This window comes from Lutibacter sp., assembly GCF_030692605.1.
Lineage (GTDB): Bacteria > Bacteroidota > Bacteroidia > Flavobacteriales > Flavobacteriaceae > Lutibacter.
Genome location: NZ_JAUYUD010000027.1, coordinates 1 through 20,365, shown reverse-complemented (window position 1 = coordinate 20,365; position 20,365 = coordinate 1). Strand labels below are relative to the sequence as shown.

The following is a 20,365-nucleotide window of genomic DNA, read 5'->3' as shown; positions in this document are numbered from 1 at the left end:
TTAATTTCGTTCTATTTGTTGTGCTAATAAATATATAACTGCCATTCTAATAGCTACTCCATTTTCAACCTGGTTTAAAATGATGGATTGACTAGAATCTGCAACATCACTCGTTATTTCGACACCTCTATTTATTGGTCCAGGGTGCATGATTACAATTTCTTTTTTAAGAGAGTCTAAGATTTTTTTTGTAATTCCAAATAATTGAGAATATTCTCTAGTGGAAGGAAAATAATTAACATCCATTCGCTCATTTTGAACTCTCAACACATTGGCAACATCGCACCAATGCAAAGCTTCGTTTAAATTAGGACAAACTTCAACTCCTAAACTCGTAATATATTTTGGAATTAATGTTTTTGGACCACAAACTTTTATTTCGGCGCCTTGTAGTTTTAAGGCATAAATATTTGACAATGCAACTCTAGAATGCATTACATCTCCAACAATTACAACTTTTTTACCGGCAACGCTTCCTAATTTTTCACGAATAGAATAAGAATCTAAAAGTGCTTGTGTTGGGTGCTCATGTGTTCCATCACCAGCATTTACTATTTTGGCAGTCACGTGTTTTGCTAAAAAATCACAAGCTCCAACGTTTGGGTGTCGCATTACAATTATATCTACTTTCATAGATAATATGTTGTTAGCAGTATCAATTAAAGTTTCACCTTTTTTAACGGATGATTGACTTGAAGAAAAATTTATGACATCGGCAGATAACCTTTTTTCAGCTAATTCAAATGAAAGTTTTGTCCTTGTACTATTTTCAAAAAATAGATTGGCAATAGTTATATCTCTCAAAGAAGGAACCTTTTTAATGGGTCTGTTAATAACCTCTTTAAAATGATCAGCAGTTTTAAATATTAATTCAATATCGTTTTTGTTTAAATGCTTAATTCCTAAGAGATGTTGAACGCTTAACTGATTCATGAAATTATTTATTTATTATATAAACGGCATCTTTTCCTTCATTTTCTTTCCACTGAACAATTACCTTTTCTTTGTTAATAACGTCAACTTGTCTGCCTCTGTAATTCGGTTGAATAGGTAAATGCCTGCTAAATCTTCGATCTATTAAAACTAACAATTCAATTTCTTCGGGTCTACCAAAAGATTGAATTGCAGTAAGAGCAGCTCTAATGCTTCTACCTGAAAATAATACATCGTCTATAAAAACAACATTTTTGTTCTCAACAATAAAATCAATGTGAGTTTTATTAGCTTCTATTGGTTCTTGTCTAATTCTAAAATCGTCTCTAAAAAAAGTGATGTCTAACAAACCATATTTTATAGTTGGAATGTTATATTCGTCCTGTAAAATAGAAACTAATCTATTGGCTAAATGAACGCCTCTTGGTTGAATACCAATAAGAACTGTATTTTCGAAAGAATTGTGTTTTTCGATTAGCTGACACGCTAATCGATGTAATATTATATGAATTTCCTTAGAATTAAGGAGCGATTTTTTACTCATTTCCTTACCAAACCTTGTTTGGAATACAAATATAAAGCATTTTGTTAATTAATTTGTTAAAAAGATTTAGAAGTTAAAATTAATTGCTCTTTATAGTTTTTTACTTTTAACCATAATATAAATGCACTTTTGCACATGCCGTTAACTCCCAAAGAAAATAATATTCCATTATCAAAATTTGAATCAATGCTAAAAACTAACAGCATTTATTTTTTTGATTCAGTAGAGTTTGAGGAGATTATTCATTATTATTTAGATTCTGGTAAAAATGCATTGGCTAAAAAGGCTATTGGTCTTGGATTAAAACAACATCCAAATTCGGTAATGCTTAAATTGCTTCAAGCCGAACTTTTTATTTTTGATGATGAAATGGACATTGCCACTAAATTATTGAAGGAATTACAAGCAATTGAGCCAACTAACGAAGAAATATACATACAACAGGCAAATATATGTTCTAAAAATGATGATCATATAGGTGCAATAAGATTATTAAAAAAAGCATTGACCCTTTGCGAGGATGAACCAGATGTTTTTGCCTTAATTGGGATGGAATACCTTTATTTGGAAGATTTTGAAGCTGCTCGTATAAATTTTGAAAATTGTTTGGAAGTTGATATTGAAGATTACTCTTCTCTTTACAATGTTATTTATTGTTTTGATATGGAAAGTAAACATATGGAATCCATTAAATATTTAAATAAACATATAGATAAAGATCCTTATAGCGAAGTTGCATGGCATCAATTGGGAAGGCAATACTTTATTATTGAAAATTACACAGAGGCTCTAAGAGCCTTTGATTATGCTGTTTTAATTGATGAATTTTTTGTTGGGGGTTATTTAGAAAAAGCAAAAACGTTAGAAGAGCTTAAAAGGTATGAAGAGGCTATTGAAAATTATAAAAAAACTATAAAATTAGATGATCCCACTTCATTTGTTTTTTTACGGATTGGAACATGTTATGAACTATTAGGAAAAAATGGGTTAGCTGTTCAATTTTATAAAAAAGCTGTAAATGAAGATCCATTGTTAGAAAAGGGTTGGTTGTCTATTGCTAATCTTTATATAAATGATAAAAAATACAATAAAGCCTTATTTTTTATAAAAAAGGCAATAGATATTGATGAATATAATACACTCTATTGGAGAAAATTTGCCGAAGTAAATCTTAAATTAGACTTTTTTGAAGAAGCTGTAGTAGCTTTTGAAAAATGCATTAAATATCAAGATGTAGCACTCGAAATTTGGCTTGGACTTTGTGATGTTTTATGTTTTTTAGGAGAATATAAAAATGCAATTAAGGTTTTAAGAAAAAGTCAAGTTTATTTTTCCAATTTTGCTGAAATAGAATATAGATTAAGCGTGCTTAAATTTATTCTTAAGAAAAGTAAAGAAGCTGAAAAGCATTTATTAAATGGTTTAAGAATTGACTTTGAATATCATTTCATAATTAAGGAATTGTTCCCAGATATTTTTAAAATTGAAAAAGTAACCCATCTCATAAATATTTTTAATAGAACTTCTTAAAAAATGTTACATTTGTCAAAAATCACTTAAAAAGACAAATGAAATCTCGAAAATTAAAAGACTATCTAATTATAACATTTAAAGGAATAGCAATGGGCGCCGCCGATGTGGTGCCAGGAGTTTCTGGCGGTACAATAGCGTTTATTTCAGGTATTTATGAAGAGTTGCTATCATCAATTAGTGCCATAAATATAGCCAATTTAAAATTGTTAAAAAATGAAGGCGTTAAAGCCGCATGGAAAGCCGTCAACGGCAATTTTATGCTGGCCTTATTGTCCGGTATTTTAATTAGTATCCTTTCATTGGCCAAACTTATTACTTGGTTGTTGGAAAACAAACCAATTTTAGTTTGGTCTTTCTTTTTTGGACTGGTCTTGGCCAGTATTTTATTTGTCAGTAAACAAATTACAAAATGGAATGCCCCTGCGATAATTTTGTTTATAATAGGCGCTTTTGCCGCCTATTATATCACCATTTTACATCCTGCAATTTCAGAAAGTTCCTCACTTTTATTTTACTTTTTTGCTGGAGCTTTGGCAATATGCGCTATGATTTTGCCAGGTATTTCAGGCTCATTTATACTGGTTCTGTTAGGTGCTTATAAACCTATTTTAAAAGCGTTAGATGCACTTCAGTATAGAGATATTAAATTACTTGCTGTTGTGGCATTTGGGGCTATTGTTGGGATATTGTCTTTTTCAAAATTGTTGAATTGGTTGTTTGACCATCATAAAAATAATACATTGGCGGTATTGACAGGTTTTATTTTGGGTTCATTGAACAAAATATGGCCTTGGAAAGAAACGCTTACTTGGCGTGTGGATTCTCACGGTGTGAAAATTCCATTTAATGAACAAAGTGTTTCGCCTTTTTCCTATCAGGGAGACCCACAATTAACGATGGCCATCATTTTGTTAATAGGTGGTTTTTTATTGATTATACTCTTAGAAAAACTGGCTAACATTTCAAATAAGGTTTAATTTATGGCAAGAAACCGCAGTTTTTTAGACAAGATTTTTCTTTTTATAAAAGGGCTTTCCATGGGACTAGCAAATAAAGTTCCCGGAGTTTCCGGTGGCATGGTTTCATTTGTGTTCGGTTTTTATGAAGAGTTAATTTATTCGTTTAGAAAAATAAATTATAAAGCGTTTTTATTGCTTTACAATAGGCGGTTTAAAAGCTTTTATTATTATGTAAACGGAACTTTTTTATTGCTTGTTATGGGCGGAAGCGTTTTTAGTTATTTTAGCGTTTCGTTGTTGTTGGATTATTTTTTAAGACATTATGAACTGTACGTTTGGAGTTCCTTTTTTGGGATGATTATTGGTTCAATCTATTATATTTCAAAAGATTTTAATGACTGGAGGAGAAGCAATATAATTTCTATGGTAATAGGAATTGTAATTGGGATCGCCATTAGCTTTATGAGTCCGGCCAAAGAAAATGATAACTTATGGTTTGTGTTTTTCTGCGGAATAATTGGGGTTATAGGAATGACATTACCAGGTCTTTCGGGATCGTTTATTTTAATTTTAATGGGTAATTATGTATTGCTCCTGGTAGATTCTGTGACCATGTTATATAAAACCATTATTGATGTTTTTACAGGTGATTTTAGTTTTATGGACAGTGCAGTGCGTATAAGATATCTTAAAATCATTGCGGTATTTACACTCGGCTCAGGTTTTGGTTTGGTGGTCACTTCCCATATTTTAGGTTATGTGTTAAAACGATGGCATCAAATAGTTACCTCCTTAATTATTGGTTTTATAGCGGGTTCATTAGGCATTGTTTGGCCATGGAAAATGGAAGTGCATAAAATTGTGGATGGTATAACAGTTTTCGATATCAATGGCGATAAGGTAATTGAAAATTATAAAAGATATATGCCTGATTTTTCACAACTGGAAACCTGGATTGCCATTTTCTTTATTGTAATTGGAGCCGGATTGGTTTTGTTAATTGATAAATTTGGATATGAACGTAAAGAATACAGCAATGAATAATCGTATTAAATTTGGTATTATAGGAAAAGATATTTCTTATTCTTTTTCTAAAAAATATTTTACCGAAAAATTTGTAAAATTGGGTTTGGATAATTACAAATACTTAAATTTTGACATTCCTGAAATTGATGAATTCCCATTTATTATGTATCAAAAAAAGGAAGATTTTAAAGGTTTAAATGTAACGATTCCCTATAAAGAATCTGTGATGAAATATTTGGATTTAATTGATCCAGATGCTTTAAAAATTGGAGCAGTTAATACCATTAAATTTTCTGATGAAAATGAGTTAATAGGTTATAATACTGATGTTTATGGTTTTGAACATTCGTTAACGCCTTTATTAAAACTACATCATACCAAGGCGTTAATATTGGGTACTGGTGGAGCATCAAAAGCAGTTTCATTTGTTTTGAATAAATTAAATATCGAATTTAAATTTGTTTCAAGAAAAGTGCAGAATGATTCTTTTTTGTATTCTGTATTGCAGAAAGAACATATTTTAGAGCATACACTTATTATAAATTGTACTCCTTTAGGAACTTCCCCGAAATTTAATGAAGCTCCAAATATTCCTTATAAATTTTTGACGGAAAAACATTTATTATACGACCTTATTTATAATCCTGAAGAAACTAAATTCTTGAACGAAGGTAAAAAAAGAGGGACTATTATAAAAAATGGAAGTCAAATGTTGCATTTGCAAGCCGAAAAGTCTTGGGAAATATGGAATTCATAAAAAGAATTGACTAAATTTACGCAACTTTTATTTAGAGTTATCATCTTTAAGTAAGATTGTAAAATTGATTTTATCATTTTACAAATAAATTACGAACCTTAAACATTTTTATATGTTAGACGCAAACAATAATGCATCCAAAGAAGAGAATTCTGATAATTCTCAACCAATTGTCGAAAATTTATCACAAGAGAAACTTGAGGAAACTTCCGAGATTCCTGTTCAGATTTCAAACGAAGCTGTAAATGAAATTGAAAGTAAATTAGCTGAAAATTCTGAAAAACAAATTCATAAAGCCTTAGAATTAGGTACTTATAACAATTTTTCTCTGGAAGATTTAGTGGCTGAATTGGATAAATTATTAAATGAAAATTCTGTTCAGAGTATTCACAGTAATGTTGCAAAAATCAAAAGTGCATTCAATGTTAAATTTGGAGAACTTTTAAGAAATGAAAAAAAACTCTTTATTGATGCGGGAGGGAATAGCTTAGATTTTCACTTTGAAAATCCTGTAAAAGCAAAATATAATGGTTTATTATATGATTATAAGATCAAGAAAAGTGAATATTTCACAAAGCAAGAAAATGAATTAAGCGAAAACTTAAAGTTAAAAACTGCACTTATTGAAGAGTTAAAGCATTTAGTTGATGGAACCGAGGGTGAAATTAAGTTTAATGCATTTAAAATTATTCAAGATAAATGGAGAGCTATTGGTCCTGTTCCAAAAGAAAAATATAATGATACTTGGAGAACCTACCAACATCATGTTGAACGTTTTTATGATTTATTGCATTTAAATAATGACTTAAGAGACCTTGATTTTAAACATAATTATGAAGAGAAACTTAACCTTGTTATAAAGGCTGAAGCTTTAACTGAATTATCCGATATTAATGTTGCTTTTAAAGAACTTCAAATATTGCATAAACTTTGGAAGGAAGATATTGGACCCGTTTCTCGTGAAAATAGAGAAGAAATTTGGAATCGATTTAGCGCAGCTACAAAAATAATTCATGATAAAAAACATCATTTATACCAAGAACTTAAATCTAAAAATGAAGATAATATTGATTTAAAATTGGCTGTGATTTCTGAAATTGAAAAAATAAATGATTCAAATAAAAAAACAAGGATTGATTGGCAAAAAAGTATGAACGAAATTGAAGAATTAAGAAATAAATTTTTTAAAATTGGGCAGGTTCCTAAATCTAAAAATGAATTAATTTGGACAAAATTTAAAAATGCTTGCCATAAATTTAATTCTGGGAAGAATGACTTTTATAAGAATATTAAAAATGATCATTTAGATAATTTAAATAAGAAAAAATTATTGATTGCTCAGGCAGATTCATTAAAAGATAGTGAAGAATGGGATTCAACTACTGAGGTGATGAAAAAGATACAATCTGATTGGAAGAATATTGGGCATGTTCCTAGAAAATATTCCGATAAATTGTGGAAAGATTTTAAAGATGCTTGTAACCATTACTTTGATAGATTACATAATAAACTCGATGCTGGAAAGGAAGAGCAATTGGAGGTTTTTAACGAGAAAAAAGAGTTGTTAAAAGAAATTAAAAAAGTGTCGGATAGCAATGAAGATATCTCATTGGATTCTTTAAAAGAATATGTGAATGATTGGAGAGAATTAGGTGATGTTCCAAAAGAAATGAAGCACATAGAGGCTAAATTTAATAAACTAATTGATAAAATTGTTGATGAAAGTGATATAGATACAAAAGATGTTGAAATGATTAAATTTGAGACATTGATTAACAGTTACTTATCGCAAAAAAATTATAGAAAATTAGATTCGGAACAGCTTTTTGTAAGAAAGAAAATTGATGAGACCACAAGAGAAATTCATCAGTTGGAAAATAATATTGGTTTTATTTCTAACGTTAAAGAAGATAATCCTTTAATTAAAAATGTTCGAGATCAAATAAATACCTTTAAATCCAAACTTGCACTTTGGAAAAATAAATTAGAGTATTTGAAGAAAATTGATTATTAAAGCCTGCATTTGCAGGCTTTTTTACTATTTATAATTTAGAATAGTTTGGACTTCAATTTTAACATCAGTCCAAGTTTTAGAAATACCATCGGGACCCTTGTGTAAATCTAAACATACATTGTTTAAGGCTTCAATGGCTATTTGCGCTTGCCAATTATTTAAATCAATAGTAGCTTTTATAGTAACCATTTGTTGGTTAATAATACAATTTATTGGTAGTTTTTTGGTAATACCATTCATCATAATATTTACTGTTCCAGATTTTTCATCGGTCATCTTTATTTCACCAATAATAGCATCTGTATTTTTAAGCGTTCCAAAAAAGAATTTCTTTAATTTGGCATCTCTAATAGTGTCATTGGTAATTAGACTGGTTACTGGAATAGAAAATTTTAATCCGTTTAAAGCTTCTGAAATAGTTGTAGCTTTTTGTGCATTTTCAAAAGACACTTTTGTAAACTGACCTTTTACAGGTATTTTACTTGTAGTTTTATAAGCGACCCAATTAATTGTTGTATTTTTTGCTTCAACTATATATCCTTTTTCAATTTTAAGTTTATCTTTTTTTGATTCTTTACAAGATGTTAAAGAAATTAGTGTTACAAAAAATAAAGATAGTAGTATTAATTTTTTTATAATTGAATGGTCTATTTTAAGTACTTATTAACTAAATTAATATATTCTTTTTTAGCATCTTCTTCAGAGATATGACTTAATTGAACCCATGCATTTAGTTTAAACGCATTTCGTAATTCAATGGCGCCAGAAGATTTTTCGTAGTTATTTCCTAAGGTTGCTTGTTTGTAATATGCATAAAATTTTAGCATAACATCAGGCGGAAGCTTCAACAAAGTGTTTGAAACTTTCAAATATGCTTTTTCAAATTCTGTATTTAAATTTTCTTTTAACACAAAAATATTTTATAAAAGGGCAATTATTTGTTCACCACCCTTAACTTTTTCATTTAGTTTAACCTGTATATTGGCATTTAAAGGTAAAAAAAGATCTACTCTTGAACCAAACTTTATAAAACCCGCATCCGTACCTTGAATTACTTTATGTGTTGGTTTTGCATAATTAATGATTCGTTTAGCAAGGGCTCCAGCTATTTGTCTGTATAAAATTTCACCAACAGTATTATTTTTCACTACAATAGAAGTTCGCTCATTTTCTTCTGATGCCTTTGGATGCCAAGCGACTAAATATCTACCCGGATGATATTTACTATATAAAACCTCACCGCTTATTGGATATCTTGTAACATGAACATTTAAAGGAGACATAAAAATTGAAACTTGTATTCGTTTTTCTTTGAAATATTCTTTTTCAAAAACTTCTTCAAGAACAACTACTTTACCATCTACTGGTGCAATTATAGCATTTTCGTTTAAAATAGTATGCCTTTTGGGGTTTCTAAAAAATTGTAGAATTATTACATAAAAAAGAAGTAAAGTAAGCGATGCTATCTTGTTTAATAAACTACTTGTTACAAAATTATCAATTAAAATAATTCCCAATCCAACACTTAATGTCGCAATTAATATAATTTTAAAACCTTCTTTATGAAACATAATTAATGAGCTAATTGTAAATAAATAAAAATAAATGGGGCGGCAAATATAACACTGTCAAATCGATCTAAAAAACCACCGTGGCCTGGAATAAAATTACTACTATCTTTAACTCCTGCTTGTCTCTTGAACATAGATTCTATTAAATCACCTAAAACACCAAAAACACTAACTATTCCGGCAATTACCAGCCATTTTGTTAGGGATAATGTTGTAAACATTTGTGTTAAAATTAGACTTGCAATAAATGTAAAAATCATACCTCCAATAAATCCTTCAATTGTTTTATTTGGAGATATCCGTTCCAATAATTTATGTTTTCCAATATTTTTTCCAACAAAAAAAGCAAAAGTATCATTGGTCCAAATCAAAATAAATACTCCTAAAATAGTAGTGTTTACATAATTGAATATAGTATCTAGAAATGGAATTTGAACCATTAAAGTAAAAGGAACAACAATATAAATAATTGATAAAAATATTTTACCTAAATGGCTAATTACTTCTTCCTTTTTTGCAAATAGAATAGATACAAATGTAAAAAATATGCTTAAAAATAACGCTACCCCAACATATTCAAAAATTAATCTTGAAGGGAAATCATCAACATTTAAAATATTTCCATAAATAAATAGAAGTGATCCAATTGTGTATGGGAAAGTACTTTTTAATTGAATCATTTTTTTGAATTCGTACAAGCAGAACATCATTAAAATATAAAATAATGAAATAAATGTTATTTTACTAAAAAGGATACAAAATACTAATACACTTGCAAAAATAACACCTGAAATTACACGTTTCGAAAGTTTTCTCATAGGTTAAAGATCTTCAAACAAGAGCAAATATAAGTTTTTTGCATTAGTATTACCTAAACTTACAGAATCTCTATCTGCTATATTTGGATTGTAATTTTTTATAGCACTTATATTACTTGGGATATTACCTTGATAATGTGTTCGGATTCCTGTAAGACTCTCTCCTTTAGTTCTTACTAATTGACTTGTAGTGGCGTACACAATAAAATTTTCTGAAAGTTCTGATATTTTATAATCTTTAAGTTGATTTGAAGAAAATAGAATACTTCCATTTTCTGCAATAAGATGCTCACAATCAACAAAAAAAGGAATATCATTTGATAATGTATCTGAGATTGTTACAGGCACTGTTTTGATGAGTTTAATTAAGTCGTGGTCCAAGCAAACAACACGATTCCAAGTATTCTCTTGAACAATATTACACAAATTAATGGTGACTTCCTCTAATGAAGTGCAGTATAGGAATTTACCATTTCTTTGAATAAAATTTTGAACGAAAAGTTGATCTAACGAAAGGTCTTCTGTATTATCAAAAGGTTCAATCGGTTCTTCTTTTTTGTCGGGGTTAAAAAGCTTTTTGAAAAAATTCATTTTAATTTTTGAATAATTCCAAAATTATAAAAAACAAATCAAACTATTCCTTAGTTTCTGTTGAATTATCAACATTTTCATTTGTTTCTTCTTTATTTGCATTTTCTATTGTTTCATTTTTCTCTTCCTCAGCATTTTTTAATTCTTCTTTTTCTTCTGCAGAAGGTTCAAATACTTCAACTTCATTTTCTTCATCTTTACCAAATGGTCTTTTACCAAATAATACGCGTAAATCTTTTTTGAAAATCACTTCCTTTTCTAGTAATAATTCAGCCAATAATATTAATTTGTCCCTATTCTCGTCTAGAATTGAAATAGCACGTTGGTATTGAGCTTCTATAATTAACGAAATCTCTTTATCAATGATTTGAGCTGTTTGTTCGCTATATGGTTTTGTAAAATTGTAATCAGATTGACCTGAAGAATCATAATATGTTAAATTTCCAATTTTTTCGTTTAATCCGTATATGGTAACCATAGCCCTTGCTTGCCTAGTTACTTTTTCTAAATCGTTCAAGGCTCCTGTAGAAATTTTATCAAACATTAGTTTTTCAGCAGCTCTACCAGCTAATGTTGCGCATATTTCGTCTAGCATTTGTTCTGCCTGAACAATTTGTCTTTCTTCTGGTAAGTACCAAGCCGCACCTAATGATTGACCTCTAGGGACAATGGTTACTTTTACCAAAGGAGCGGCATGTTCGAGCATCCAACTAACCGTTGCGTGGCCAGCTTCATGAAAAGCAATTGTTTTTTTCTCTTTAGGACTAATTATTTTATTCTTTTTTTCTAAACCTCCAACAATTCGATCTACAGCGTCTAAAAAATCTTGATGATGTACAGCAGTTTTACTAAAACGCGCCGCAATTAAAGCTGCTTCGTTGCATAAATTAGCAATATCAGCTCCTGAAAAACCTGGTGTTTGTTGTGATAATAACATAATATTTACGTCTTTACTCAGTTTTAAAGGTTTAATATGAACTCTAAAAATTTGTTCACGTTCCTTTAAATCTGGCAAATCAACATAAATTTGACGGTCAAACCGTCCAGCTCGCACTAATGCTTTATCTAGAATATCTGCTCTGTTGGTTGCAGCAATAACAATCACATTGGTATCGGTTCCAAAACCATCCATTTCAGTAAGTAACTGATTTAGCGTATTTTCTCTTTCGTCGTTTCCTCCTGTAATATTGCTTTTCCCTCTTGCTCTACCTATTGCATCAATTTCATCTATAAAAATAATAGATGGTGCTTTTTGCTGTGCTTGTTTAAATAAATCTCTAACTCGTGAAGCTCCTACACCAACAAACATTTCAACAAAATCTGAACCCGATAATGAAAAGAAAGGAACATTTGCTTCACCGGCTACCGCTTTAGCCAACAGTGTTTTACCCGTTCCAGGAGGGCCAACTAAAATAGCACCTTTTGGTATTTTTCCACCCAATGACGTATATTTATCTGGACTTTTCAAGAAATCAACGATTTCTTGAACTTCTTCTTTTGCTCCTTCTAATCCAGCAACATCTTTAAAAGTGGTTTTTATTTTTTGATCTTGATCAAATAATTTAGCCTTTGATTTTCCAATGCTAAATATTTGTCCGCCTCCGCTACCACCACCAGACATTCTTCTCATAAAATATATCCATAAGCCAATTAAAAATATAAAAGGCAGATACACTAAAAATTGTTCTAATAAGTTTGTTTTTTCTTCATTTCTAACGTCAAAATCTAATTCTTTAGCTGTTTTGTCAGCATTTAATTCCTTTTCAAAGTTTTGTAAATCTCCAAATGAATAAGTATACATATATGAATTGGCACTGTATAAAGATCCTTTATTTTTTTTATGTTTTTCTTTTTCTAAAGCTTCTGTTTTAATATAAATATGAGCCATAGAACGATTAACAATAATAATTTTGTCAATATCATTTTCAGCTAAAATGGTTTTAAATTCATTCTGACTTAAATTTGTTGAAGCTAAATTACCACTATTAATAAACTGATAACCTATAAATAAAAAGATAACAATTCCATATATCCAGTAAAAATTGAATTTTGGAGTGTTAAGATTTGGTTTGGGTGTATTTTTTTTATCTGGAGCCATTTAAATAACTTTTTCGATTTTATTTGTTTTATTTTGTTGTTTCTATTGCTGTAATTTTTGCATCACCCCATAAACTCTCAATATCGTAATAAGTTCGAATTTGTTTTTGAAAAACGTGAACTACAACATTTACATAATCTATTAAAACCCATTCGGCTTGGCTTTCACCTTCAACATGCCATGGCTTTTCTTTTAATAATTTACCAACTTGCTTTTGAATAATACCAGCAATGGCATTAACATGGGTGTTAGAAGTACCTGAACAAATTATAAAATAATCACAAACCGTATTTTCAATCTCTCTTAAGTCTAATAGTTGAATGTTAACCCCTTTAACATCATCAATTGCTTTAATTATGGTAGCAATTAATTCGTCTGCTCCTACATTTTTTTTTGTCATTAATTTTTGTTTAAATAAAGCTACAAAGTTATTATTTTTTTAGAATAAATTTAGTTTTAAGTAACTTTGTTGAAATTCCTTTTTCTATATGAATATAATCAAACTTAATGCCATTGATTCTACAAATGTTTACCTGAAAAAAATAGCACTATTAGAAAATTGTAACAATTTTACTACCGTTGTTGCTACAACCCAATTGAAAGGTAGGGGGCAAATGGGAACAACATGGCAATCGGAAGAAGGTAAAAATCTAACATTCAGCACTTTAATAAAATTTAAAAAATTTAATATTGTAGATCAATTTTACATAAGTATGGCTGTTTCTTTAGCTATTGTAAGTGTATTGAATGATATATTAGTTACCAAGTTTAGTGTTAAATGGCCAAACGACATAATGGCAGAGAAAGACAAAGTTGCTGGAATATTAATAGAGAATGTTATAAAAGGTTCAGAAATTAGTATGTCGATTATAGGAATTGGGTTAAATGTTAATCAGCAATTTTTTCCGAACGATTTATACAATGCCACTTCCCTTAAATTATTGTCGAAAAAGGAATATGATTTAGATTTTTTATTAGATCAAATTTTAAAATCTATTAGAAATTACTCTTACTTGGTTCAGAATAAGAAATATATTGAATTGAAAGAGAGTTATTTATCCAATTTATACAAATTTAATGTTCCTACGGTGTTTGAAGATAAGGACAAGCTTATTTTTATGGGTAAAATTATAGATATAACCGAAGAAGGTAAATTGGAAGTGCTTCTTGAAAATGAAAAAACTCGCAAATTTGATTTAAAAGAAATCAAATTTGCGAGTTTTTAAATTGAAATTTTTTGGATTATAATAGTGCTGCACTTTCAGATAAATTGTCTATGAATTTCTGTAATGGACTTTTGACCATCATAGCCATCATTGGGTTAAAATCTCCATCAAAAAGTAATTGAGATTCACAAGTTGAATCACTTATGGCAATTATATTTGCAGTAAGGGTGAAATTTAATTTGCTACTTGCAGCTCCCAAAACTATTTTATTAAATTCATTTTTCCCTTTTACAACCAATCTAATTTCAGGCATTCCTTTTAAACTAAATTTAAAAGAATCGCCATCAACTTCAAATTTATCAATATTTGAAGGCATTAATTGTTCAAAATTTTCAAGATTACTTAAAAATTCAAAAAACTCTTTTTGAGATTTATTAATAATTGTTTTTTTACTTTCTAAATTCATATTTTTTTAAATTTAATTTTTCCATTCACTTGGGTTTGAGCGCCAAAGATTTAATGTTTCTAATTCTTTTTCTGATATATAATTAGTATCAATAGATTGTTCTAATAGGTGATCATAATCACTTAAAGTAACTAAATCTACCCCTGCAGCTTCAAAATTTTTGACAGCAACATCAAATCCATATGAAAAAATTGCAACCATTCCTTTAACAATAGCGCCTTCTTCTTTTAAAGCTTCAACAGCATTTAAACTACTCCGCCCCGTACTAATTAAATCTTCAACAACTACAACTTTTTTATTCTTTTCTAAATAGCCTTCTATCTGATTTTTTCTACCGTGTATTTTAGCTTCAGGTCTAACATAAATAAAAGGTACGTTTAAATGTTGTGCAACCAAAGCTCCAATTGCAATTGCTCCTGTAGCAACACCAGCAATAACATCTGGTTTACCAAATTCTTGTTCAATAAGTTTTGCTAAATTTTCTCGAATATAATTTCTTATTTCAGGAAAAGAAAGGGTGGTTCTATTATCACAATAAATAGGAGATTTCCAGCCTGATGCCCATGTAAAAGGATCGTTAGGTTGTAATTTTATAGCTTTTATTTGTACTAAAAGCTCCGCCGTTTTTTTTGCAGTATCTTTGTTCTTTATCATTATGCAAATGTATAAAGTTTTTGTGAATGACTGTCTAATAAATTTGACAGATACCCAGAATATATTAACAGATTTACCAAGAGTGAATTTTGAAAATAACGATGTAATTAAATTAGTAAATAATGCTTTTCTCGGTGAATTAAGCGAAATACATTTGATTTGCAACTCTTTAGAAGCTAATTGGTCTCAATTTAGATCTAATTTTAAAATTGAAAAAGCTGCAGGCGGAAAAGTGTTTAATGCTAAAAATGAAGTGCTTTTTATTTACCGATTCAATAAATGGGATTTACCAAAAGGAAAACTAAAAAAAGGTGAATCAATTGAAAAATGTGCTTTAAGAGAAGTTGAAGAAGAATGTGGTGTTACAGATTTATGGATTGAAAGAGAATTGGAAATTACTTATCATATTTTTAAAAGAAAGGATACAATAATTTTAAAAATTACCCATTGGTTTTTAATGAGCACATCATTTTTGGGTAAGTTAATTCCACAACTTGACGAAGGAATTAAAGAAGTTGTTTTTAAAAATGAAGAGGAAACTATTGAAGCTCTAAAAAACACTTATAGAAATATTAAGTTGTTGTTTTAGGAAATACGTAAATGGCTATAGTGAAATTGGAAATAGTTTCAAAGTAAATAAACGAATTCCTAAAATTATAAAATAATTTTTTATTTCCCTAGCATTTCACAACAAGACAAAATGCAACAGCTACCCCATAAAATTTAAATACCTACCTTTGCCGCTTTTTGAAATTAACTATGTATGACTGAATTTATTAAAAAGCAAACGGCAAATTTTAGAAACGATGTATTATCAGGAATTACAGTAGCTCTTGCTTTGGTTCCCGAAGCGGTGGCATTTGCTTTTGTGGCAGGCGTAGACCCATTAATTGGGTTGTATGCTGCTTTTATGGTTGGTTTAATAACTTCAATTTTTGGAGGAAGACCAGGAATGATTTCAGGAGCAACTGGCGCTTTGGCTGTAGTAATGGTTACATTAGTTGCCAGAGGAAATTCAATGGGAAATCCTGATGAAAACTTGGGATTATACTATTTGTTTGCGACAGTAATTTTAATGGGAATTATTCAGGTTTTGGCTGGTGTTTTAAAACTTGGAAAATTTGTTCGTTTAATTCCACATCCTGTAATGATGGGATTTGTTAACGGTTTAGCCATTGTTATTTTTCTTTCTCAAATAGGTATGTTTAAAAAAACTATTGATGGAGAGAAAGATTGGTTACAAGGCAATCAATTGTATTTAATGATTGGTTTGGTTGGATTAACAATGCTAATAATGTGGGGACTACCAAAAATAAAACAATTAAAAAAATTACCAGAAGCTTTAATTGCAATACTTGTTGTTAGTACCATTGCTATTTTATCAAAATTTGATGTTGCTACTGTTGGTTCATTTATTAGTGATGGAGGAGGACAAGGACTAAAAGGAGGATTGCCAACTTTAAATTTGGAAACGTTTTATAAAGTTCCGTTTACTTGGGAATCGATAAAATTCATTTTGCCTTATGCATTAATTTTGGCAGCTATTGGATTGATAGAATCTTTAATGACTTTAAATTTAATCGATGATTTAACCGAAACTCGTGGTAATGGAAACAAAGAATGTGTAGCGCAAGGAAGTGCAAATATTGTTACAGGGTTATTCGGTGGAATGGGAGGTTGCGCAATGATTGGACAATCTATTATTAACATTAAAGGTGGCGGTAGAGGAAGATTATCAGGTATTGTTGCAGCAGTTATGTTGTTATTTTTTATCTTGTTTGGTTCTACATATATAGAGCAAGTTCCTATAGCCGCATTGGTTGGAGTAATGTTTATGGTAGTTATTGGAACTTTTGAATGGAGTAGTTTTAGAATTTCAAATAAAATACCAAGAACTGATTTATTTGTATTGATATTAGTTTCAGCGCTTACTGTAATTTTCGATTTAGCAATTGCTGTGATTTCAGGAGTAATTGTGAGTGCTTTGGTTTTTTCATGGGAAAATGCAAAAAGAATTAGAGCTCGAAAAACAATACGAGAAGATGGAACTAAAGTATATGAAATTTGGGGACCTTTATTTTTTGGTTCAATAAGTGCATTTAATGAAAAGTTTGATGTAAAAAATGATCCAAATAAGGTTGAAATAGATTTTATGGAATCTAGGATTAGTGATCATTCCGCTTTAGAAGCTATTTTTAATATTGTTGAAAAATATGAATTGGCTGGGAAAATAATTCATTTAAAACATTTAAGTGAAGAATGTAAGATACTTCTTCATAAAAGTAATCCTAAATTTATGGAAGTAATTATAAATGCTATTGATGACCCAAGATATCATGTGGCTGAAAATCCGGAAGAATTTAATCACCTTCATTTAAAAAAGAAATCCAATCTTTCTTAGTATTCAAATTAGTCAAAATTGATTTATCAGAAACTTCAATAGTTGAAATTTTGATAGGATTCATTTTTTTTAATTGAAAATCCAATCGAGCATCTTTGTCTTTATAATGAATGCTTTTCAAATTTTCCCAAAATGAATATTCCATTTTAATGGGATGTCCTTTTTTACCTTTATAATTTGGAATAATAACTTCATTTTTAGATGAAATAAGTTTAGCAAATTCTGAAGTATTTAAAAGAGGAATATCAACATGATTTAAAACCACATTTTTTGTTGAATCTATTTTTTTTAAAACAGTTTGAAGTGTCGAAAATGAACCAAATTCTGGATTTTTATTTAGAATAACTTTTATCTTTAATCCTTGAAAATCAACAAATCCAAATTGTGCTTTTTCGAACCAAGAAATAGCATCAAAATAATGTTGGTAATTATAACCCAACCCAATAAATACTTCTGAAATAGTTGTTTTTGAAATGCTGTTTAATTGTTCTAAAATCCAATACGTTTTTTTGTATTTCAACAATCCTTTTGCAACACCCATACGTTCCGATTTTCCACCAGCTAACAGTACAAAAACGGTATTATTTTCCATAGTATTCTTTCAGTAATTCTGCAGCAACACTTATTGCAATTTCTTTTGGAGAAAATCCACCAATATCTATACCAACCGGACAATGCACAGGTGAAATTCCTGCTTCAAAATTCAATTCATTTTTAAGCATATTATTGAATTTATTCTTTTTGGTTTTACTGCCAATTAATCCAATATACTTGGTTTCAGAATGCAAAGCTAAAGCAGTAATTTCAAAATCGAGTTTATGATCGTGTGTCATAATTACCACATAACAATTGGAACCCCAATTTATGTATTTTTTGTACAAATCGAATTCAATATCACTAAATGTAATACTTTTGTCAATTTCAATAGTATTTCTCCAGTTTTTTCGTGTATCTAATAAGGTAATAGTGAAAGGTGTGTCTTTTAAAATATGACAAATTTCTACGCCAATATGTCCAGCGCCAAAAAGGAATAATTCAGGAGTTTGATTCATAGGTTCAATAATTAATTCCACTTTACCTCCGCAACATTGTTCAAATTCAGGACCTAAAGTGTATGAAAATGCTTTAATTTTATTTTCGTTAATTGCAATAACTGCTTCCTCTATTACTTGAAATTCTAATTTACCGCCTCCAATGGTGCCAAATAGTTCTTTTTGCTTGGTAACAATCATTTTTGAAGCAACTTTGCAAGGCGCAGAACCTAAAACTTTTGTAATAGTTACTAATGCAATGGGTTGCTTTTTAAGTTTAAAATTTAGAAGTAATTCTATCCAATTATTCATTAAAACGTTAATTTATTTATTCTTCTAACGGTTTGTGTTTGATTTGTTTTTTGTTTAAACAACTAATTTAGTAAATAAAAACCGAACATAAAATCCGTAAAATGCTGGTGGGGTGAACTGGTAACAATTTAAGTATGTAGGCAAGGACTAACAATTAAATATTCAATCTGTTGTGTGCATTGATTTTCAATATCTTAAATGGATTCATTAAATTTATTATTCGATTTTTTTAGTCTTTTTACCTATTCGTATCTTCTTTTTTTTATTAAATATTAAAGTTTATAAAATGTCAATTTGACATTTTATAGGAGTGAAAAATGTCAAATTGTTTGTTAATTAAAAAAGAAATCTGACATTTTTATTGATTTTTTTAAAAATAAAGTTTTTTTTATTTTGGCATTTCATTTGTGTAATTGATTTTGAAATCAATCAAGATTTCAAATTTGAAATAATGTTTAATTTAAAAATTTGTAATTATGAACAATTTAGTTAATGTTCCTAAAAGCGGGGGTTTAGCAAACACTAGTTCGAACTTAAACTTCCCAACTTGGTCTAATTGGTTAGATGATATTTTTAGCAGAGACCTACCTTCAGTATTTACTTCAAATTTTAATACAGGTATTACTTTACCAAAAGTAAATATTAGAGAAACTACAGATGGTTTTCTAGTAGAAATGGCAGTTCCAGGTCTTAAAAAATCAGATTTCCACATTGACCTTGACAATCTATTATTATCAATCTCTACTGAGATGAAGGAAGAAAATGAACACAAAGACGAAAATTTTACTCGTAGAGAGTTCGGTTATTCTTCGTTCAAAAGAACCTTCACATTACCTGAAAGTGTAAATGATGATAAGATTAATGCGACCTATAAAGATGGTATTTTGAGTATTCTTTTACCAAAAAAAGAAGAAGCAAAACAAAAACCAGCTAGAATAGTTAAGATATCTTAATTGTTTTATTTAAATTTTTATGATTTAATTAAGAGTGGAGGCTGCAAAGCCAGCCTCCACTCTTATAATCAATATTTAATTGATAATTTTTTTAATTGGAATTATAAAACCAAATAAATAGATAAAATTGATTGAAGCATAAGGCTTGAATTAATTATGACTGATACGCAAAATAGTAGAGTCTTAATATAGTTTAACTAAAAGCATAAAACAATGAAAAAATATATTTTATTTTTAATAATAGGCTTGTTAGCCCTAAATTGTAATGGTCAAAAAGATGATATAAAGAAAGAAGAAGTAGAAGAAAACCAAAAAACGATAGCCAAACAACCGAAAGGTTCTTGGAAAGTCAACAAAGAATTTGATAAAAATGGAAATTTAATCAGATATGATAGTATCTAAGTAATAAGAATAAAATAATGTCGTATTTTATTGCGTATATATAATAATTTTCGTATATTTATCTCATTATGAGATATATAACACTTAAAAATGAAGAGATTGAGGTATTGGAATACCTTCATCGGAATAGCCCTAA

General features: G+C 29.2%; 23 protein-coding genes. 10 read left to right on the top strand and 13 right to left on the bottom strand.

From position 1 onward, the window contains the following. Both Q8S45_RS02390 and pyrR read right to left on the bottom strand, forming a co-directional pair. Positions 1-933, bottom strand: coding sequence for an aspartate carbamoyltransferase catalytic subunit (locus Q8S45_RS02390; RefSeq protein WP_305600888.1), 933 nt, complete (start codon positions 931-933; stop codon positions 1-3). A gap of 4 nt (positions 934-937) precedes the next feature. Then, the gene (gene pyrR, locus Q8S45_RS02385) at positions 938-1,477 is read right to left on the bottom strand and encodes a bifunctional pyr operon transcriptional regulator/uracil phosphoribosyltransferase PyrR (protein WP_305600886.1); all 540 of its coding nucleotides are present in this window, start codon (positions 1,475-1,477) and stop codon (positions 938-940) included. Between the two features lie 186 nt (positions 1,478-1,663). Between pyrR and Q8S45_RS02380 the strand changes: the two genes are divergently transcribed. The 5 genes from Q8S45_RS02380 to Q8S45_RS02360 all read left to right on the top strand — a co-directional run bounded on the left by Q8S45_RS02380 (position 1,664) and on the right by Q8S45_RS02360 (position 7,766). Beyond that, positions 1,664-3,007, top strand: a complete 1,344-nt coding sequence (locus tag Q8S45_RS02380) for a lipopolysaccharide assembly protein LapB (RefSeq protein ID WP_305600884.1) — start codon at positions 1,664-1,666, stop codon at positions 3,005-3,007. Positions 3,008-3,045: 38 nt separating this feature from the next. Then, on the top strand, positions 3,046-3,987 hold the full coding sequence (locus Q8S45_RS02375) for a DUF368 domain-containing protein (protein WP_305600882.1): 942 nt from the start codon (positions 3,046-3,048) through the stop codon (positions 3,985-3,987). Between the two features lie 3 nt (positions 3,988-3,990). Further along, positions 3,991-5,013 carry a DUF368 domain-containing protein gene (locus Q8S45_RS02370; RefSeq protein WP_305600881.1) on the top strand — a complete coding sequence of 341 codons (1,023 nt, stop codon included), beginning with the start codon at positions 3,991-3,993 and terminating at the stop codon, positions 5,011-5,013. Then, entirely contained in the window at positions 5,006-5,752 is a 747-nt protein-coding gene (locus Q8S45_RS02365) for a shikimate dehydrogenase (RefSeq protein ID WP_305600879.1), read from the top strand. The genes Q8S45_RS02370 and Q8S45_RS02365 overlap by 8 nt, the downstream gene beginning before the upstream one ends. A gap of 112 nt (positions 5,753-5,864) precedes the next feature. Further along, complete coding sequence (locus tag Q8S45_RS02360; protein WP_305600877.1) at positions 5,865-7,766, top strand: DUF349 domain-containing protein; 1,902 nt, start codon at positions 5,865-5,867, stop codon at positions 7,764-7,766. A gap of 24 nt (positions 7,767-7,790) precedes the next feature. On the opposite strand, the gene Q8S45_RS02355 is transcribed toward Q8S45_RS02360, so the two are convergent. The 7 genes from Q8S45_RS02355 to rsfS all read right to left on the bottom strand — a co-directional run bounded on the left by Q8S45_RS02355 (position 7,791) and on the right by rsfS (position 13,244). Then, positions 7,791-8,300, bottom strand: a complete 510-nt coding sequence (locus Q8S45_RS02355) for a YceI family protein (RefSeq protein ID WP_305600975.1) — start codon at positions 8,298-8,300, stop codon at positions 7,791-7,793. A 113-nt stretch (positions 8,301-8,413) separates the two neighbouring features. Next, positions 8,414-8,677: an acyl-CoA-binding protein gene (locus Q8S45_RS02350; protein WP_305600875.1), complete on the bottom strand. Its 264-nt coding sequence runs from the start codon at positions 8,675-8,677 to the stop codon at positions 8,414-8,416. 9 nt (positions 8,678-8,686) lie between these two features. Further along, positions 8,687-9,337 carry a phosphatidylserine decarboxylase family protein gene (locus Q8S45_RS02345; protein ID WP_305600874.1) on the bottom strand — a complete coding sequence of 217 codons (651 nt, stop codon included), beginning with the start codon at positions 9,335-9,337 and terminating at the stop codon, positions 8,687-8,689. Between the two features lie 2 nt (positions 9,338-9,339). Further along, positions 9,340-10,155: a phosphatidate cytidylyltransferase gene (locus Q8S45_RS02340; RefSeq protein WP_305600872.1), complete on the bottom strand. Its 816-nt coding sequence runs from the start codon at positions 10,153-10,155 to the stop codon at positions 9,340-9,342. 3 nt (positions 10,156-10,158) lie between these two features. Further along, positions 10,159-10,746 carry a hypothetical protein gene (locus tag Q8S45_RS02335; protein WP_305600870.1) on the bottom strand — a complete coding sequence of 196 codons (588 nt, stop codon included), beginning with the start codon at positions 10,744-10,746 and terminating at the stop codon, positions 10,159-10,161. A gap of 43 nt (positions 10,747-10,789) precedes the next feature. After that, positions 10,790-12,844 carry an ATP-dependent zinc metalloprotease FtsH gene (ftsH, locus tag Q8S45_RS02330; RefSeq protein ID WP_305600868.1) on the bottom strand — a complete coding sequence of 685 codons (2,055 nt, stop codon included), beginning with the start codon at positions 12,842-12,844 and terminating at the stop codon, positions 10,790-10,792. Positions 12,845-12,872: 28 nt separating this feature from the next. Continuing rightward, the gene (rsfS, locus tag Q8S45_RS02325; protein ID WP_305600866.1) at positions 12,873-13,244 is read right to left on the bottom strand and encodes a ribosome silencing factor; all 372 of its coding nucleotides are present in this window, start codon (positions 13,242-13,244) and stop codon (positions 12,873-12,875) included. A gap of 88 nt (positions 13,245-13,332) precedes the next feature. On the opposite strand from rsfS, the gene Q8S45_RS02320 reads away from it, so the two are divergent. Continuing rightward, a complete protein-coding gene (locus Q8S45_RS02320; RefSeq protein WP_305600864.1) occupies positions 13,333-14,070 on the top strand; it encodes a biotin--[acetyl-CoA-carboxylase] ligase in 738 nt (245 codons plus the stop codon). 16 nt (positions 14,071-14,086) lie between these two features. Here Q8S45_RS02320 and Q8S45_RS02315 read toward each other — a convergent pair whose 3' ends face one another. Together Q8S45_RS02315 and pyrE are read right to left on the bottom strand one after the other, a co-directional pair. Continuing rightward, positions 14,087-14,476, bottom strand: a complete 390-nt coding sequence (locus Q8S45_RS02315) for an SRPBCC family protein (RefSeq protein WP_305600863.1) — start codon at positions 14,474-14,476, stop codon at positions 14,087-14,089. Positions 14,477-14,488: 12 nt separating this feature from the next. Further along, a complete protein-coding gene (gene pyrE / locus Q8S45_RS02310; RefSeq protein WP_305600861.1) occupies positions 14,489-15,130 on the bottom strand; it encodes an orotate phosphoribosyltransferase in 642 nt (213 codons plus the stop codon). 43 nt (positions 15,131-15,173) lie between these two features. Here pyrE and Q8S45_RS02305 point away from each other — a divergent pair, with 43 nt between their 5' ends. Then, positions 15,174-15,719, top strand: coding sequence for an NUDIX hydrolase (locus Q8S45_RS02305; protein ID WP_305600859.1), 546 nt, complete (start codon positions 15,174-15,176; stop codon positions 15,717-15,719). A gap of 174 nt (positions 15,720-15,893) precedes the next feature. Further along, the gene (locus Q8S45_RS02300; RefSeq protein ID WP_305600858.1) at positions 15,894-17,531 is read left to right on the top strand and encodes a SulP family inorganic anion transporter; all 1,638 of its coding nucleotides are present in this window, start codon (positions 15,894-15,896) and stop codon (positions 17,529-17,531) included. On the opposite strand, the gene Q8S45_RS02295 is transcribed toward Q8S45_RS02300, so the two are convergent. Together Q8S45_RS02295 and xdhC are read right to left on the bottom strand one after the other, a co-directional pair. Further along, positions 17,491-18,123, bottom strand: coding sequence for an NTP transferase domain-containing protein (locus Q8S45_RS02295; RefSeq protein ID WP_305600857.1), 633 nt, complete (start codon positions 18,121-18,123; stop codon positions 17,491-17,493). The genes Q8S45_RS02300 and Q8S45_RS02295 overlap by 41 nt on opposite strands. Then, entirely contained in the window at positions 18,113-18,874 is a 762-nt protein-coding gene (xdhC, locus tag Q8S45_RS02290) for a xanthine dehydrogenase accessory protein XdhC (protein WP_305600856.1), read from the bottom strand. Before xdhC ends, Q8S45_RS02295 begins: the two co-directional genes overlap by 11 nt. A gap of 476 nt (positions 18,875-19,350) precedes the next feature. Here xdhC and Q8S45_RS02285 point away from each other — a divergent pair, with 476 nt between their 5' ends. Together Q8S45_RS02285 and Q8S45_RS02280 are read left to right on the top strand one after the other, a co-directional pair. Next, entirely contained in the window at positions 19,351-19,827 is a 477-nt protein-coding gene (locus tag Q8S45_RS02285; RefSeq protein WP_305600854.1) for an Hsp20/alpha crystallin family protein, read from the top strand. A 213-nt stretch (positions 19,828-20,040) separates the two neighbouring features. Then, positions 20,041-20,229, top strand: coding sequence for a hypothetical protein (locus Q8S45_RS02280; protein WP_305600852.1), 189 nt, complete (start codon positions 20,041-20,043; stop codon positions 20,227-20,229). Positions 20,230-20,365 lie beyond the last annotated feature (136 nt).